The organism is Brevibacterium antiquum (assembly GCF_016107655.1).
Lineage (GTDB): Bacteria > Actinomycetota > Actinomycetes > Actinomycetales > Brevibacteriaceae > Brevibacterium > Brevibacterium antiquum.
Genome location: NZ_JABASX010000014.1, coordinates 39,076 through 56,548, shown reverse-complemented (window position 1 = coordinate 56,548; position 17,473 = coordinate 39,076). Strand labels below are relative to the sequence as shown.

Here is a 17,473-nt window from a genome sequence, read left to right as displayed (position 1 = left end):
GCTCATGTCAGGCGCAAGCTACGGGACTCCCGGTGGATCACTCGGCGAGAACGAAGACACATCCTGGGCGGCGAACAAAGCTGTCGCCGAGGTAGGCCGCATTGGTGAGCAGATCGTGGGCAATATGCTCACCGACCTTGTTGTCACAAGCAACGGCGCAGTCGTTCTACACGACCTGTCCATGCCCGCCCATTGGTCGAAGGCAAACATCGACCACATCGTCATCACTGGATCGACAATCATCATCATCGACGCAAAACGCTGGAAGCCCAGTACCTATTACACTCTGGGATCCACGGCATACCGAGGCTTGTTCTCCCATTTCAAGCACGCTCAGAAGAACGGAATGGGCCACGCCGCCGATTCAATCCAGACAATGATGTCCAAACGGCAGCTTCACGCCACGATCTCAACACCATTGGTCGCCGTGGTCGCAACGGGTCCCGGCTTCATGTCGACGCACTTCCTCAGGTTCCCGCGAGCTGAGGTGGTTTCGAAGAAGGGCTTGGCGGTTCGAGTTCGCCGCCTGATCCGGGATCACGGTCCTGCTGACCAAGCGATCGTCGATGCGATCTCGACTCTGCTCAAAGACTCCTCTGCCTATTCCGCACCATCTCGTTCGGTGCCCACCGGTGATCAGGCTCCGACCACCCATACCTCGGTCACCCCTGCCTCGAAAATCACCAGCAACGTGACGTTTGTCGCCGGTGGCATTGCCGAAGACGAGACAAATCACAGTGACGAAGGGCGAGCATGAGTAGAAAGGTCCAGCAGCGTAAGGGTGATGACTCCCCGTTGATCCTGGCCGGTGCGGCTATCTTTGCACTTGTCGCCATCTACTTCGGCTACCCAGGGTTTGTGCTCTTACCCATTGGTGTCACGATTGCCGCGTTCATGGCTTCTCCGCCTGAACTGACTGACAAGAAGAACGGCCGCCCGATTCCAGCGGATGACCACGAGACTGCGAAGCTGCGCAAATACCGTTCGCGGCAGTCGCTGAAGTCGACGTTTTTCAATCCTGAAGCGTGGTGGCCAGGCGCTGAGGTGCGACTGTCGTGGTTCGTCTTCCTTTCCTTCTCGATCATTGTGGGTATGATCCCAGTCGGATTCGATCACTTCGGGATATTCAGCGATTACGAGATCGCCGATCATATCTTCGGGCTCATCAACGCGATCGCAGTTTTCATCACCATCACCGCCTACGATGACGCCTCGCGCCGATTCGCCTCCGATGATGAACCTCGGCCAGCTGTGGGAGTGAAGGATCTTCGGTCAGCACTGCCGAAGACGCTGAAGATCACCGCCGAGGTACCGGACTTCGTCAAGATCATTGCTGCTCACGGGCTCCAAGTCATTGTCGTGGCAATCTATGTCGGCGTCGGATTCGTTGCCACAATCGCCGTAGGTTTCGGTCTGCGAATCGTCGCGGCCATCTGGGAATCGTTCGTCGGCCATTCGTTGACCACCTATGGTCTGCCAACTCTGGCATTCGCTGCCTGCGGCGGAATCGGCCTGATGCTTATGGTCATCGCTTCTGTGGTGCGCCCACGAGTCATCGGTGGTTGGCGGTTGCGCGAGGCCGCGCGTGCTGAGTGGAAGCCGCGGTGGGCAGATCTGAAATTCGACCCGGCTCCAGCTTTGATCGATCGCCGCCAACTCAGTGCCGGACTGATCGACACGTTCCAGGCGCCGGCGGGCAAGGGTGCGATGACGTTCATCGACAAAGAGGCTGACATCATCCCGGCACTGGGAGCCGGGCAGTCAGCCGCTGTCATCGAGTCACCGCAGGTGGATGCTCTCGGTCAAAAGGTCGAAGGTTCCATCCATCCGAATGAGTTCCGTGTTGTCCAGATCCCGGCCGATTCTGTGCCTGATGCCTTCGACGCCGAGGCTGACGCTGAGATTACCCATCTGTCCGCAATCTTGGCGTGGAAGCCGAGATGGGCGTCTTTGAAGTTCAAGCCAGCACCGCGGCTGATCTCGCGCGAGATTGTCGGGGCCTTCGCCGTGGACACCTTCGATGCCCCGCAGGGACGCTCCGCCACTGAGTTCATGACCACTCATGCCGCTAAGGTCACTCCCACGCTGGGAGCTGGTGTCTCTGGTGCCATCTTGTCGATCGCCGACCAGAACGGTGTGCACCCAACCCAGTTCCGTGTTGTTGCCTCGAAGACAGAACAGGCTTTGTCGATTACCGACCCCTCGATGGGAGACGAAGAGCTCTCAATCGCGTTGGAGTCTGCCATCGCCACTGTTTGCAACGACGCTCAGTACGCCCGCCCCGACATTGCCACCATCGTTGCACTCCACGACGAGTCTTCGCCGGTCGCTGCTTGGTACGTTGGACTGTCAATTGATCCGGGCATCGTCCGCCACATGCGACTCAAGGGCGGTTTGCAATCGCAGTTCGCGGCCAAGCTCGGTTGCGTCGCGGCACTCAACGACAATCCAGAGCGCATGGGTGGCCTGGCCCTCTACGTCGGAGCCTTCGACGATGACAAGCTTTCACCGAATGACTCGGGCCGCCAAATGCTGCCTGAAGTCGCTGGCGTCCGTGAAGAAGACTGGTGGAACGGCAAGTGGATGACAGCGTTGGACTCAAAGATCAACGCACCGTTTCCGATTCCTGACACACCTCAGCAAGATGCGACTCTCGTCGATGGAGCTACCCTGCACCGTCGCTTTTTCTCGATTCTCAACAATGAGCGCGTCTCGGACTACTTGAGCCCGAAGATCGAAGAGCCGCTGTCGGTAGCCCTGTCCTCTGCATTGGCCGGCGTCACCGGCTACATGGAGCGTTCGGGCAATGACTTTAACCAGCACAACCAGGTCATCGTTGTTCAGTGGGCAGATCGCTCCAAGCCTGTACCAAAGTCCCCGGCCTACCTGAGACCGCAGGTCCGAAGCTCAAAAGTCTCAGCTGAGGACTGGTTGCTCAAGCTGATGATCAACCAGGCATTCGATGCTGCGAAGCTGACTCGACCCGGCGTGACATCTACCGCACCACTGTCATCGCCGAACGCTGATGACGGATCGCACCTGTGGCGGGTCAATATGACATTGCTCGGGGGAGTGACGACCGATGTCATTCGCAAGCATCTGCCGCGCATGAAGGAACGCCTGTCAATCCCGTGGGCCACTGTTTTCAAAGACACTTCCGGGACTAACACCACTGGAGTCAGCCTCGTTATGGGCGCCCATCCCGAGCACGTGAGTCTGGGCAATGAGAAGCGTGACCGGCCGCTCTTGGTCGACCTCGAATGGCAGAAGGCCTTCGCTGAGGCCAATGTTGTCTCTGCCTCGACCGGGGAAGTCCCAGCACTGGTGAGCACCCACACTTTGGAATACAACGACAAGGTCCGCTCGACGACGTTTACTCTGCCCGGCATGGATCTTGCCAAGCCTCGCGCCGCGATCGGCAAGCTCACCTCGGCGACGGGCAACGCCTTCCTCCAAGTCAGTCCTGACCCGACGTCGCCACAGCAGTTCATCCTTCTGTCGTCGAGAACCGATCCGATGCCCGACAACGTCGGCTTCCCTTTCCAGTCACCTATCGCAGGCAAGGATCAGGTCTTCGGCGTCGGCATCGATGGTCGTCCCAATGGTGTCGACTGGTCGAGCACGCCTCACTTGCTCATTGTCGGAGGTTCGGGCAGTGGCAAGAGCGTCTTCGCCCAGTCGGTGATGTACGGCGCCTTCTCTGCCGGTCATTCTGTCGTCCTCATCGATGCGCAGAAGCACGGTGCCGACTTCCAATTCGCCCGCAAATACTCGTCCGCCTTCTGCACGACTGTCGATGAGGCTCGAGCTGTCATGGAATCCATCTACGCCGAGGTGGAACGACGTGCTGCACTCAACGGCCACTACGGTGTCAGCTCCTTCGACGAGCTGCCTGAAACCGTACGTCCGAAGCGAATGATCGTCTTCATCGACGAGTTCCTGGGCCTGGTCTCAACTGGATCCCGGCCACCATCGAAGCCAGAATCTGATCCGAAAGCCGAAGAGGCCCGCCTGGCTGCCGAACGGTCATATATGAGCAAGCGTCGTCTGGCCTTCCTTGTTGGCCGGGTGGCTGCCGAGGCCCGTTCTGCCGGAATCAATCTGTCGTTGATGACGCAGAAGATGACGGCGAAGTCGCTGCCCGATGATCTCTCCGACCTCAAGACGAACTTGGGGCGTGTGGCGCTGGGCAAAATGTCCTATGGCGACAAAATGTCTGCGCTGCGGGACCCGGACTCAGCACCCAGCCTCGGCGAAATTGTTCCTCGGGGTCGCCTCGTGTGGGAGTCAGTGACGGCACCGGCGATCGCCTTGCAAGGGTATTTCTCACCCACCGACGAATACGGTCAGAGCCTGGCCTCGTTTATGGGCGACCCTGCCACCATCGAGTGCATCGACTTCACCGAACACCTGCCTGATAACTCATCAGACGTCATCGAAGGTCGAGTACTGGTTGCTGACGAAGCCGAGCCCACCGAGGTGGACGATGATCTTCTCCTCGACCTTGAACTCGCCGAGATCGACGACGTCAGTGAGGGCGATATCCCTGATTGGGCTAAGGATTTCACCGCCGAGACTGGCGAGACTGGCGAAGCCGAGGTGCCCCTTGACCACGATGATGACACTCCCACCTTGGATCTCGACGACGTCGCCGATCGTGGGCTGTCAGACTCCGAAGCTACCTCGACCAATGAGACTCAAGAGGCAGCTGGTTCTGAAGAGGATGATGCCGACATCGACTGGGATTCCTTCTTTTCAGACGCCGACGGTGAAGATACTGAAATAGCAGACGAGCCCGAGGCCGATGAGGGCGCTCCTGCCGAAGGCGCCACCGACCAGCAAGCCAGCGGCCGCGACCCCGTCTCGGTCGAAGACGCAGAGACCCTTGTGTTCCTGGACATCGACGGATGCCTGGCACCATTCGGAGGGTCGGCCCGCCGCGGCCAGATGACCATCGAGCCAGCCGAAGGTAGCTACGGAGACTCGATGGTCGTGGATCCACGAATCATGAAAGCAGTAGCCACCATTGATGCCCCGATTGTCTGGTCGAGTGCTCGTGAGGTCGAGGACGCTGATGTGTTGGCCGAGCACATCGGGTGGCCGGAACTTCCTGCCGTTGACACCGCTACAAACGGTCCCGGCCCTCACGAATGGTTCAAAACTAACGCCATCGTGGCATTCCTCGATGAAGTCCCATTTGCCGCTCGAATCGTCGTCATTGACGATGACGAGCCAGTCGCCGAGCTCGGCTCCGTATTGGCCGAGGCAGGCTATGACCACCTCATCATCCAGCCGGACTCGGCGAAGGGCTTGACGCGTGACCATGTCGCCGAGATCAACGCTTTTCTGGCCGGTGGCAGTGATGACACTGATGAGGCTGAGCCGGAACCGTCGGCAGCCAGACCGGAGAAGATTCGGCGCGCAGCCCGCCCCGCCAAGAGGCCGCGCCGAGCAGCTGCGGCATCTCGCTTGCCCAGCGACGACGAATTTTAAGACGAAAGGATTTGTGATCGCCCATGATGGGAGGACACCACGCGATCTCCGGCACCGCTGGAGCCATGGCTTTGGCTGGAACCACAGGCGTGAGCCTCGGAGTCATCGATGCCGGCAGCGGCATGTCGTTGGCCTCGTTCGCCGCTGTGGTCACGGGTGCCGCACTTTTGCCAGACGCCGATCACCACAATGCCACGATCGCTCACTCTCTGCCGAAGCTCGGGCCTTTGCCTTCCCCATCGGAGATCATATGTCGAATGGTCGGCAAGGTTTCTGGCGGGCACCGGCATGGGACTCACAGCATCATCGGGATCGCGGCCTTCGTCGTTCTGGCGATATTGCTAGGACAGCTGCGCTATGACGGGCTGGCTATCGGGGCGGCGATTATGGGATTCGTCCTCACTTCTTTCGCGCTGAAGGCATTGAAGCTCAGTGGGCCATTCTCCGTCCTGCCTTGGGGCCTATCGCTGGCCGTAGCGGGGTTTGTCATGAAGGAATTCGACACCGATCCGTTCATGTTGCCATTGGCCGTCGGCCTGGGGTGTGCCATCCACATCATCGGCGACATGGCCACGACCGACATGTGTCCGATTCTCTACCCTCTGACGCCGAAGGCTCCACAGGGGCTCGAGCATATTCCTGTTCTCGGATCGTGCTGGAACGACAAGGGCAGCTTCGGTTTCCCCATCCTCGGCAATGCAGGCTCGATGAGGGAGTGGATACTCTGTCTCGGACTCACTGGCTACGTGGTTCTCGCCGTAACGACGGAGGCAGGCATGTTCGATCCTGGTGCGTGGGCAACGCTGCCGCACTTCGATGAGATCAAGACTGGTCTGAGCGATCCACTGGGATGAGCCTCACGTCAGGGGGCGAACTTACGATTGAGGTATGACAACCTCACTCGATTCAAGGTCGATGATTGGCATTCTCGTTGGCAGGGCAGCAACGGTATCTGCGACCAAGCGGTATGCGTTGAGAAAAAATTCCAAGGCGCACAGTGACCGCCATCAAAGACAAAGATTCATCGATGATGCCGTGACGACGGCACGCGTGCTGAGAAAGGGGCTGGGGCGCTGTCTTGAGCTCGTCGACAACGAGGACTCAGACCCAGACTCGGGAGGGCGCATCCTTGACTTCCTGTTACGCTCTCTCATCGACTCAGGCGGGCCCCATTGGTCAAAGAACTTCGACAGTTTCTACGAACTGTCGACCACTTCTCAGAAGAATGCCATCAAAGACATCGAATCGATGACGCTGTCCGTTGCCACAGCACTGATGGCGCGTGCGGCGGACGACGACTGGGAGTTTGTATGGGCGGAGGCAGCCGATGCTGCGGGGTGGTTCATGGACGACATGGTCGCAAGAGAAGGTAGAAGTAATACTCTCATTCGCCCGGACCTACTGATCAAGCGTGGAGGCCGGCAAGCTCGGCTCATTGTGGATCTGAAATATCGGTCTCGCCTCACAGCTAGATCCGTTGCAGACGCACTCGATGATGTAGCCGAAAAATACGCCGAACCGTATTGCCACACGTTCGGCCGGCCAGTGAGTTTTTCCGTCTTGGCATACAACGAGTCTGATTGTCTGTGGTCTGACGAGGACCGTTACGATCCACGGCGATAGGCACGATCGGTTCCGGTTAGTCGTCGCACTGACTAGCCAGTGCCAGAGTCGCGCATAGTAGGCCTTCCGTGGCGTGCATGATCCGCTGTTGTCGCACCTTCTCCCGCTCCTCGTCTCCGGTCCAGGGGCTGCCGTCTCCTGGTCGGCTGGCGAGGTCGCGGCACTTCTCGAGTTTGCGCTCGGCGCTAGACAAGTAGGCGGACCGCTCGTTGGGACTCATGAGGCGATCCAGTCTTCGCTGGTGATGCCGTAATGGTCGCGCATGAGACGTTGCATCATGGTCAGCCCGTTGCGTTTGAGTCGGGAGCAATCTCGACTCGTCAATCCAGTCATCTCGGCCACATCGGCTGTTTGGGGGATCTGGCCGGTTGCGCCGTCGCCGAAGAGCTCACCGAAGTAGCAGTCGAGGACAACGCCGAAGGTCTCCGACTCCGTGGTGGCCTCCTCGATGGCCTTGGCCACGATGAATGCGCCCTCGGTGGAGTGTATGACCGAATCTAGATCTCCCGAAGTTGAGACATCAGGTACGACTTCGAGCGGTGAGACGGTGAGATAGAAGTCATCGACAGAGCAGATCAGGCCGCTCTTCTCGGGGTTCTTCTGTGTCTTGCGAAGATGCTCGTTCGTCGCGTCAACGACCTCAATGTCGGTGGCATTCTCAAAGCCGTCAGTAGCCAGTGATTGCCGCATGGAAGCCAAGAGCCTGCGACGACGATTGAGTGTGGTCATCCCTGACATGGGAGCTTCGCCGGCTGTCGTGTCTTTGTAGGTCTTCACAGCGTTGCGCGACTCGTTGCGCAGATACCCGGTCCACCGGTTGATGCGGTCGAAAATCGTTGGGTCCTCAACTGCCTTGAGGATGAGTTCGTAGTCTCTGGTGGCCACGATTTGGATGAGGTCATCCAAGTGTCGGTTCGGTGGCAAATTGTTCGTCCGGCACAGATGGAATGCGATCTGCCGGTAGGTCTCTCGTGCGGAACGAGAGTAGTCCTCGATGGCGACGGTTCGTGCGTCGTCATCGAGTGAGACGATGGACGAGATCACCCCTTTGATCGGATCGTCTTCGTCACTCATGTGAATCTCCTGCCGTATTCTCAGAAAAGGGGAAGCCCGGCCAGGGGGATTCCTGACGGTTCTCGCGAAGGGCATCGCAGTAGGCCATGAGTCTCTTACCTTGACTGCGAGGGTCGAACAACCACGCCAACGTGATCTTGCGCGTGGGGGTATCGCTGGAGTCTGAGATTTCCTTCAGCCGTTCGATCAATCTGTTCACTCGTGCCTGTGACCGGTGCTCGTCAGACGCGAGTAGGAGCTGCCTCAGCGAGATAGCTCCGAGCATCCTCCCTTCACCGTTTCCACCAACGCTGGTGAGAACGTCATTGACGCCCAAAAGGCCTTCGGCAACGGACACCAACCATTCCGCTCGATTTTGTCGCGCTGAACGTGAAAGCTCCGTTGCTGTTTGTGGTGCAATGAGATTGCCGGGTGAGGCATTATTCAACGCATTAATGGGAATACTATTTGATGACGGTTCCATTTGTTAATTCGCCCCCTTCGCTTGTCGTCTACACCAAATACCAGGATTGACCGTTGTAGTCGATGTCCAACGATTGGAAATCGACTCGGACCGCCTCAGCCATCGGGTCTCGAATGACATTGAGGGCGTCGGTCAGACGCTTATAGGACAGCCCGTCTTTCGGGTACTCCTTGCGGTAGAGCGCGATGACCTTCTCGGGATCGACCTCACCGCTTTCGGCGTAGACCTTTCGGATCTTGCGTCCGATCGCGGGATCGCCGACTCGCTTCTGGACGGCGGCGCCAGCTGTTCGTGAGATCTCAACGTAGAGATACCTCTGGGGGTCAACCTTGGCGAACCTCTCCGGCTTGCAGCACTTGTCGATGAGCTCAGACAGATACGATTGGTCAGGATCGCCCTCTGCCCCCAGGGTCATCTCGGTGGCCATGGAGTCGAGGGTTTCGGAGTCGAGTAACGGTTGGCCGAAGTCTTGCGGCCCGAGCTTCGTCACCGTCTTATCGATGTCGCGCATGAGTGAGACGTGCTGCCTTTCAAGGCACTCACGCAAAGTCCGCTCGATTGCGCTGAGAAAATTCCACCATGACTGTTGGGCCATTTTCTCGATCGTCTGCAAAGCTTGAAGGCTGGCTCCCGGAGTTATTAGTGATTGTTTAATTGTAAATGGCAACTGTGTAATTAACCTTGATTCCGCTCCGGGTTCATCTCCGTACGGAACATGTTGTTGAAATTGATTAGAATCAACAGTTACGGCCGTATTTCCGCTTTGACGTTTGCCCATTCCGGTAACAGTCCATCCCAGATGGTGGCATCCTTCGCTCAGTGCCTGAACACTGCCGCCCTCCCACTGCACGCGGACGGGCAGTAACGGCCGGGTGGTCTCACCGGACATGAAGGTGGCTTTGCGGCCAACGATCTTCGGGTCGGCCTCGGCCCAGAGCCAAACTGGCAAGGTGACGAGGGCGACCTCGGATTCCAGCGTCTCAAGGGGGATCATCCGGGCATCTTTGGAGTGAACAATTGCCTCGATGTAGCTGGTGATACGGCGGATCCATCGGTGGGCTCGTTCACCGCCCTCAGTGGCAAAGTCGTCGTGGGTCGCCGAGATCGCGGGATCAGTCATTGGTGCGGCCTCGTGAGAACAGTCGGGCGAAGAGCTGGGGGAAGAATCCTTTTTGGCTCGACCTCTTCTTCTGTGCTTCGCGCTCACGGTTGCCGCGTCTCGTTTGCGCCGCGGCCACGTGTTTGGCGCCCAAGCCACCAGCGGGAGTCGACGGGAAGGCCTCATTATCGTTTGTGACTCGGAAGAGGAGGTGGTCGATTACGGAGGACAGGCCGTCGAGCTCGGCGCCAGTACGGCCGGAGTTGAAGGTCTGCTTGAGGCGCGGGTCATAGTCAATGACGCCGACCCATTCTCCGTAGTCATCAAATCCCACCTGTTTGAGATTCGTCACCGGCTGTTCAGGTGGAGCAGCGTTGAGGAGCATCATGACTCGGTTGCGCTGAACACCGGCCTTATTGAGTTCGAGAACTCGATCGCCAAGATGGTTGTAGGACTCCCTGCCGTGTTCGGTGAGCATGAGCATCGCTGTCGGTGAGTTGGGATCATTGGCCCTGAGCGTGGGCACGAGCACCTCTCGATAGACAGTGTCTTCGGCGGCGGCCATCGCCTCAGCGATCTGAGTGTCGATGATGACTAGATCTGCCTTCTGCTTGGCGAATGCAATGGCTTTGGCGTAGAGCTCGTTCGTGACCAAACGCTTCGACGCCTGAGATGGAGGCGGGGCTTGGATAACACCGAACTTGATCTCTTCGAGATTGGCTCCGCTTCGCACCTGATTGATCTGTTTCGGCGTGACGAGTGCATCGGCCATGTTTCCTGAGAGAGCGGCGTCGGCGATGGTGGGCAGACTCGACTTTTTCAATCGGAGGCGGATGCCTGTTCCGGGCTGACCACGATTCGAATCAATGAGGATGACCCTGTACCCAGCCAGAGCCGCACGCTGGGCGGTAGCGATAGAAATTGAGGTCTTACCGACACCGCCTTTGCCTGCACCGATGACGAGCACTGAGGCGAAGGCGTCAGAGAACGGCGTTCTGCTGGGGGAATAGTCGGGTGCGTAGTCAGCGATCGCCTGGTCGAAGACATCGCCGAACTGATCGAAACCTTGAGCATGTGCCTGATAGGCCTCGTTGCTCGACCACTGATTGGGCATCCGGGATGAGCTTGGGGCCGACGGCTGTGCTGCCCACGAGGGCTGTTGTGTCGGAGTGGGCGCCTCGACCGGGGGTGCCGGTGTCGCCCATTGGCCCGTCGGCTGAACTGGGGATGTCTGCTGAGCTGTACCCGGCCACCACTGGCCACCCGCATGAGGCATGGCAGGCTCATATGCCTGCTGAGGTGGGGCCGGAGGGCTCGGCTGCTGATAGTGCTGAGCTGGTGCCTGTTGGTAAGCCACCGGCTGTGGCTGGGCTTCAACCGGTGGATGTTCGTTGCGAGGGTGGCCGTGTTGGCCCCCTGGCATCTGTGGCATCGGCTGGGTTGGTGGGTTGTGATCGTAGCTATTCGTCACTTGAGGTGGCTGCTGCGGGGGAGGTGGTGCCTGGTAGTCGTCGTACCTCACGGGGTTACTCCTCGATGGCGGTTCCTGTCCGGATGGCTGAGTCGGCTCGGGACGGTTCTGCTGGGACGGGTACTGGTCCATGGCAGGACTTGGTGTGGTCTGACTCTGGGCCGGCTGACCAGCCTGCGCCTGCGGCGGCGTTGGGTCGACGTGTGATTCAGGAGCGTCCCAAGGCGGCCCGGACTGGGCCGCCGACCGGTCTACGTGCTGTCCCGAATCGAGTGGTCCGCCCTGTCTGAGCTGGGAGGACGGCTGAACCATGGGTGGTTCAGAACTGGATTGCTGGACTGATGAAGGCGAAGATTCTGGAGAGTCGTGGGCCATCGGCTCGTTACGTCCCCATGGGTCTGGTCCGGCATGAACTGCGGATGCCGGTTCAGGTGTGGGACGCTGTCGGTCCTCAGCCTGAGTCGTGGAGGCCGATGGGTTGGACCACGGGTCGACGACGGACTGAAGACCTGAATCTTGTGGTGAGGCTTTGTCCGTGGAGGATGCCGATTCGTTCTGGGGCGGCTCCTCATCCGACACACCTCCGTGTGACATATGGAGAGGATTGCCACCAAGTGCAGATGCCCCGTTCATCGGCTGCATTGATGTCGACGTGCCTACTTCGACTACCTGGGCGATGCCGTTAGAATCAATCACAGGCGACGGCGAGTTGGGAGTCTCGATTCCCAATGAGTCGAGAACGTCCCACACATCAGTGGGCGCGGAAATCGTGTCCACGGTTGGGTGATTGGCAAAGGCACCACCCGTAGCGGTGGAGATCGCGCGGAGGGTTGTTTCCTTCGAGAGTTTTTCCGCCCAAGCCTTGAGCCCGACCTGGTTGAAGTCGCCAACGAGGACGACGCTAGGAGGGGCTTGGCTCGACATGGCCTTCTTGATGTTCAAGGCAGCATCGCGGAATCTCTGTCCAGAGATCACGTGGTAGCCTGCTTCGGCAAGAACATCTTCGAGGCCGGGCAGGTTAGCAATACCGATTCGCGTTGTTTTACTCACACCCTCTCTATGCGTCAAGGGATTGGGTGTGTCGAACAACTACAACATGGGAGAGTGCTTTCGGGATGGTCAGTGATTCTGGCAAGCTAATTTCGTCGACCGGGGGAGGCACACAGTGGTCGAACCACGTGAGCTAATCAAGCGGTTCTATCCGCATGTATTGCACCCGCCCGAGATCACCCTTGCATCGCGGTACGGGATCTCGATGGTCGAGCCGTTGTTTTCCATGTCTCAGCGCATGGAGATTGACTCCCAATCGAAACAATGGGCAATCCAATATCCTGCCTGGGCTCTGTTTTGGTTTGCCGGTGCTATTTCCGCCACGATGCGCACCCTTCCCGACAATGACCCGTGGTCGACTCGGCATCCATTGGTGACTCCGCCTCTGAGCTCGCAGGCACGTAACTCTTCAACGCCTCGCTTCGGATCTTGGCGCGACGTCGTCGATATCACCCCACCGATGCGCGAAGACATCGAAGTGGATATGGATTTGGCATTCTTCTCCGACGCTCTCAGCGATGACTCCGCCAAGGTACTGGTGGCTGGGCCCCGCGGATGGAAGACGACAGCTTCCGTCCTGGCCGAGTGCTCTGCCCCTGATGGGGAGTATCTCTACTCTGTCGGAGATGGTGCCCTGCGGTGGGCAATCGGTCGACGTCGACAATACTCCGGACACGGTGACACATTCCCGGTGACAGCGATCATCCAATCCGCGGCTAATGCGACGTCCATCATCAAAGGCAGCCATGAACCTTCTGAGGCCTTGGACAACCTAGTCCATCGGGAGAAGTTCTCGAACATGGCCTACGTCCCCCTCGACGACGAGTTCTAGGTTGCGACACATCACCTGAGACGGCGCATAGATGAGGTATGCGTGCCAATACTTCTCAGCCATCGACCGTCAAATACCACCAGCCTCTTGAGTCGTGGGATATATCGGAATACACCGCCATTGGTGACCCGCTCTTTCCCGCAACGGCAAAGCTGCACAAGTCTCGGGTTGCCCCACTTGTCGCTGCTGCTCGTGGCTACAAGTCAATGGTCTCGGCGTCGAATGATTTCAATGACTTCCTCACCTCGACCTATGGCAGCGGCACTTCGAAGGCGAAGAATGCCGTGCGTGGGCACGCGAACAACTCAGATCTGCTCTACTTGCCCAACTTCGCGCTCGATTCTGTTGCCGAACGCCGAGCATTCGACCCCTCGCACCGGCCCAGCGGCATCGCCCACCAGTACCGTCCGTCAAACCCCAAGAAGAATGATCAGGGCAAGCGACTCAAATACGTCTTCGACTCGGGCACGCAGACCGTCCTCGATGTTCATCCGTCGACCCCGAACTCGTATCTAAAGAATCCTGCCAATGTGCTCTTCACCGAAGGCATCATCAAGGGCGACTCCACTCTCAGTGCTTTCCTGAGATCGAATGGCTTCAGTGCTGACGACCTGCGCGTGGCCGGCAATTCGGCCAATCCGGACCAAGCTATCCACGACATGCTGGAGACAGTACCCGCCGACGACCGGCTCCTTATCGTCTCAATCGCTGGTGTCTACAACTGGAAGTCGAACCCTGAGTGGGCGATCCTACGGCTCAAAGACTCAACAGCATGGTTGGCCTTCGATGGCGACTTGGCTGTCAACCGTGACGTGTGGGAACAAACGACCAAGCTCATGGACTTCCTCAAACGCTCCCGTCGGATGCCCGATGACAAGGTCCTACTCGTTGACCTCGCTTCGGTGCCAGTTGCCAATGATGAGGACAAGGTTGGCCTGGATGATTTCTTCGCCGAACACGGCACCTTCGATGATCTGCCCGCCATGCTCACCGACACGGTTCCAGACGCGCCGCAGAAGGAGATCGACGCTTTCGTCGGCCAGCACCGCATGAACGAGTCAACGACAGCATTGCAGAAGTGCTATCCCGCTGATGAGATGTCTCCTGCCCGGTGGGTCAATCTTGTCGGCATTGGGGCTCGACTCATGCGCACCTCGGTCTACCGACAGCCGACCGTGGACGAAGAGGACTCGTGGTCGATCGCCGGGGCGTCCAATGTTGAGGCTGACCGTCGTGAGGTAGTCGTCGAACTCGGATACCTCGACGGAACAGAATCAGGTGAGCTCGACGCGAATGAGTCCACCGCTGGGCATAATCACGCCCAGATGACTGCCCCGATGTCGATCCTCGAGTCACTGCCACAAGACTGGGGGAGGCAGGGTGCCTCCGTGCCCTCAGACATCCTCACCTTGGCCGAGTGGCCACCGCGAAAAGAAGGCGAGAAGTGGCTGCGGGAGATGAAAGCGGCCCGGCGTGATGAGGTTCAGCATTACGAGCGCTGGTCGCGCATGGGTTGGGTGCCTTCAGCGACCCCAAACTGGCCGACCTTCGTCATCGGTGATCAGGTCATCGAACCTGACAATGTGGAGTCCGGGGCCCTGCCAGGTGTGACTGAAGATGAGCTTCCCAATGTTTCAGCCCTGGGAGTGCGACTGCGAGACCCCAACCTCACCGATGAAGAATACAGAGACTACGTCCGCGACAGCATGGAAAAGGTCTTGGAACTCTTCCTCGTCAATACACCGTGGAAGGACAGCCGCATCGGTGCACTCATGCTTGCATCAGCTCTGCGCCCGTGTATGCCCAAGCGTCCTCACGTGCCGCTGTACCTCGTGGGTGCTGCGCGGTCAGGCAAGGCGTTGCCAGTCGACAGCTACATTCCAGTCCCTCACTCGACGTCGAAGACTGGTCTGGCTCGGGTCGCGGATCTCGCCCCCGGTGACACGGTCTTCGGGTCTAATGGCCAGGCGACGGGAATCCGATCAAAATCTGCTCGCCACACAGCTGATGTCTTCGATATCTATCTCTCTGATGGTCGTACGCTCCGAGCCTCCGATCGCCACGTCTTCTTCACTATTGCTCCCGGCCAAGCCCGGACACCAAAGACGGCCGAGATTGGGTCCGAGGCATTCGAGCTCGCCACTAAAGCTGAGGCATTGTCCTCAGGCCAGGCAGGCAGGATTTCCGACATCGCAGAGCGGTATCAGTTGCCCGATGCTCTCGTCGCCGACGTCATCAGCCAGGCACGCATTCCATCTATGCCACTGGTCAGTGACGATGAGTCAGCCGACTTCGGACCCGGATACCGAACAGCTGAAATCCAGTCTGTCCTCGATCGTGTGGCGGTCTCGCCGATCGCATTTGCCTCTGAGACGATTACACGCGATGACCTGGTGACCGTCTGCCCTGAGGCTGAGGCAGACCTGGGAGAGACGACGATCAGGGCAACGGGGTCTCGTATCGACACGATCTACCCAATTGGGGAGGCGCTGAGCGCCTATGCCGAAGCGCTGATCAACGATGGCGAAGTCGTCACCCAATCGGTCACGACAGCCGAGCTCCAGCCTGGAATGACGTTGGCGGCAATCACACCCGATGTCAAAGCGTGGTCGGCGAACTCCTCGTGGTTCACTGCCGGAGTCCGTACGGCGGAGTCGGTGGCCGGCAAAGCGACAACAGGTGAGACTCTTGCTGATGAACTCGTCTACGGACCCATCCATGACCGGCTGGCGTTCCTGCGTGGCTTCGTCGCCTGCTCACTACGCATTGCCGGCCTGCCTGATTTGAAGCTGCCCAGTGCTGAGGATGAAGCAATCAAGGTCAGCGACCGTGGTCTGCGGGCCGACATCGTCACGCTCATGCGTTCAGTGGGCTGGTCACCGATGGCGGCAGCTGATGGGACTATCCTCTACCGCCCCAGCAGTGAGCGAGTTCACGTCACCGCGGTGGTCCCAGCGGGCAAGGAGGTTTGCCAGTGCATCACTGTCGACCGCTTCGACGGGCAATTCGCCGCTGACAATTTCGTCCTCACACACAACTCTTGGACTGCGGCAACAGCAATGAGCTTCTGGGACAAGGGCAAGAACTGGACGGAAGACACTCTGCCGGGCTCTGCCTCCGATACGAAAGCCGCAACGGAGAACGCCGTGTCGCTGGCACCCATCTGGGTTGTTGACGACTTGGCCCCGTCCTCAGATCCGCGCAAGGCAGAGAAGGAACGCGAAGGAATTGAGGCGCTGCTGCGTGCTATTCACAACAACACGGGTAAGCGCCGTTCCTCCGGCACTGGCGCCCAGCAGGATGTGAAACGCCCTCAGGCGATGCTCATCGCCACTGCGGAGAATGACATCGATATCCACTCGGTTGTCTCGCGCATCATCTCTGTGAGGATGTCGCAGAATTCGCTCAACACGGCTGCCATGGAGAAGATGCGGGCACTGCGTGGCACGGGCGAGGCGCCGATGGTGACGGCCGCGCTCATCGACTTCATTGCCAATAAGCGCCACCTCGACGATGCTGACAAGCGGGCACCGCTGAAGCAGGTCATCGAGGACCAGTTCGACATGCTTACCGGCGACCTCAAGTACGTCGTGAAATCCCAACACGGTTTCGACGATTCAGAGTTCGAGCGCCAAGCGAAACTGCTTTCTGATCTCATGCTCATCGTCGAACCGCTGCGCGAAATGGCCATAGCTTATGGCGTCGATCAGAGGTACATCGACCGGCTGGCTATCCACACTGAGGGCTCGCTGGGGGAGAAGGTCACGTCGCTGGTTGTCGAGAGCTTTGCAGAGTCGCGCACGGGCGGCCCTGGCCATGCCCTCCTCAGAGCAGTCAAGCGTCTGCTGAATACCAAATCCGCCCACATCGCCAATGCCAGCGATCCTCAGATGCCGCCCATGCTTGTGTCCGACAACGCTGACGATGGTGAGGCGAAGGCAATCAATTCTTCGCTGGGCTGGGCTTTCGTGGAGGGGCAAGGCGCGCGTCCGGTCGGCAAAGAGATCGGCGTACTGTACCGAGGTCCGAAGGGCGAAGACACTGCTGTCCTGTTGCTCGATCCCGCGACGGCGTTCAAGCTCGCCCAAAAGGAATCACCAGAGCTCGTGCCGCCAGGGTCAGGGACCAGAACCGCTTGGCAATCGACGTGGGATGACGGGTTGGCCATCGAGGGATCCTCAGGCATTCCCAAGCGGCTGGCTACCGAGTCAGGAACAAAGCGCTGGTCTGTCCAAGTCATGATGAACGGTCGGCGCTTCTCCACTGTGCCGATACCGCTGGAAACGCTGAACTCCCTGGACTGACTTGGGTTCTTCAGCGGCTCAACGGGGTCAGATTGTCACTGTAAATGGGGCAGTCTGGCCCCAA

Annotated in this window: 10 protein-coding genes; 6 read left to right on the top strand and 4 right to left on the bottom strand. The window is 58.8% G+C overall.

Annotation, left to right across the window (positions count from 1 at the left end; all coding sequences use genetic code 11):
* Positions 1-4: 4 nt before the first annotated feature.
* From JFC13_RS18515 to JFC13_RS18500, 4 genes are read left to right on the top strand one after another with little or no spacing between them, the layout of a single operon-like run.
* A complete protein-coding gene (locus JFC13_RS18515) occupies positions 5-757 on the top strand; it encodes a nuclease-related domain-containing protein (RefSeq protein WP_198398505.1) in 753 nt (250 codons plus the stop codon).
* On the top strand, positions 754-5,493 hold the full coding sequence (locus JFC13_RS18510; RefSeq protein WP_198398504.1) for an FtsK/SpoIIIE domain-containing protein: 4,740 nt from the start codon (positions 754-756) through the stop codon (positions 5,491-5,493). The genes JFC13_RS18515 and JFC13_RS18510 overlap by 4 nt, the downstream gene beginning before the upstream one ends.
* Before the next feature lie 23 nt (positions 5,494-5,516).
* A complete protein-coding gene (locus JFC13_RS18505) occupies positions 5,517-6,347 on the top strand; it encodes a metal-dependent hydrolase (RefSeq protein WP_198398503.1) in 831 nt (276 codons plus the stop codon).
* A 34-nt stretch (positions 6,348-6,381) separates the two neighbouring features.
* The gene (locus JFC13_RS18500) at positions 6,382-7,116 is read left to right on the top strand and encodes a hypothetical protein (protein ID WP_198398502.1); all 735 of its coding nucleotides are present in this window, start codon (positions 6,382-6,384) and stop codon (positions 7,114-7,116) included.
* Positions 7,117-7,332: 216 nt separating this feature from the next.
* Here JFC13_RS18500 and JFC13_RS18495 read toward each other — a convergent pair whose 3' ends face one another.
* Genes JFC13_RS18495 through JFC13_RS18480 form a run of 4 tightly spaced genes read right to left on the bottom strand, consistent with a single transcriptional unit; the run spans position 7,333 to position 10,866 of the window.
* Positions 7,333-8,190, bottom strand: a complete 858-nt coding sequence (locus JFC13_RS18495; RefSeq protein WP_198398501.1) for a hypothetical protein — start codon at positions 8,188-8,190, stop codon at positions 7,333-7,335.
* A complete protein-coding gene (locus JFC13_RS18490; RefSeq protein WP_198398500.1) occupies positions 8,183-8,653 on the bottom strand; it encodes a hypothetical protein in 471 nt (156 codons plus the stop codon). The genes JFC13_RS18495 and JFC13_RS18490 overlap by 8 nt, the downstream gene beginning before the upstream one ends.
* Positions 8,654-8,681: 28 nt before the next feature.
* Entirely contained in the window at positions 8,682-9,773 is a 1,092-nt protein-coding gene (locus JFC13_RS18485) for a hypothetical protein (RefSeq protein ID WP_198398499.1), read from the bottom strand.
* The gene (locus JFC13_RS18480) at positions 9,766-10,866 is read right to left on the bottom strand and encodes an AAA family ATPase (RefSeq protein ID WP_198398498.1); all 1,101 of its coding nucleotides are present in this window, start codon (positions 10,864-10,866) and stop codon (positions 9,766-9,768) included. Before JFC13_RS18480 ends, JFC13_RS18485 begins: the two co-directional genes overlap by 8 nt.
* Positions 10,867-12,598: 1,732 nt before the next feature.
* Between JFC13_RS18480 and JFC13_RS18475 the strand changes: the two genes are divergently transcribed.
* Together JFC13_RS18475 and JFC13_RS18470 are read left to right on the top strand one after the other, a co-directional pair.
* Positions 12,599-13,105 carry a hypothetical protein gene (locus JFC13_RS18475; protein WP_198398497.1) on the top strand — a complete coding sequence of 169 codons (507 nt, stop codon included), beginning with the start codon at positions 12,599-12,601 and terminating at the stop codon, positions 13,103-13,105.
* Between the two features lie 38 nt (positions 13,106-13,143).
* Complete coding sequence (locus tag JFC13_RS18470) at positions 13,144-17,409, top strand: Hint domain-containing protein (protein WP_198398496.1); 4,266 nt, start codon at positions 13,144-13,146, stop codon at positions 17,407-17,409.
* Positions 17,410-17,473: the final 64 nt, after the last annotated feature.

Excerpts from the sequence above, each read along its gene's own strand:
- JFC13_RS18500 (WP_198398502.1), top strand. The coding sequence starts at position 6,382 with ATGACAACCTCACTCGATTCAAGGTCGATGATTGGCATTCTCGTTGGC.
- JFC13_RS18515 (WP_198398505.1), top strand. The coding sequence starts at position 5 with ATGTCAGGCGCAAGCTACGGGACTCCCGGTGGATCACTCGGCGAGAAC.
- JFC13_RS18490 (WP_198398500.1), bottom strand. The coding sequence starts at position 8,653 with ATGGAACCGTCATCAAATAGTATTCCCATTAATGCGTTGAATAATGCC.
- JFC13_RS18510 (WP_198398504.1), top strand. The coding sequence starts at position 754 with ATGAGTAGAAAGGTCCAGCAGCGTAAGGGTGATGACTCCCCGTTGATC.
- JFC13_RS18485 (WP_198398499.1), bottom strand. The coding sequence starts at position 9,773 with ATGACTGATCCCGCGATCTCGGCGACCCACGACGACTTTGCCACTGAG.
- JFC13_RS18495 (WP_198398501.1), bottom strand. The coding sequence starts at position 8,190 with ATGAGTGACGAAGACGATCCGATCAAAGGGGTGATCTCGTCCATCGTC.
- JFC13_RS18470 (WP_198398496.1), top strand. The coding sequence starts at position 13,144 with ATGCGTGCCAATACTTCTCAGCCATCGACCGTCAAATACCACCAGCCT.
- JFC13_RS18505 (WP_198398503.1), top strand. The coding sequence starts at position 5,517 with ATGATGGGAGGACACCACGCGATCTCCGGCACCGCTGGAGCCATGGCT.
- JFC13_RS18475 (WP_198398497.1), top strand. The coding sequence starts at position 12,599 with ATGCGCACCCTTCCCGACAATGACCCGTGGTCGACTCGGCATCCATTG.
- JFC13_RS18480 (WP_198398498.1), bottom strand. The coding sequence starts at position 10,866 with ATGCCCAATCAGTGGTCGAGCAACGAGGCCTATCAGGCACATGCTCAA.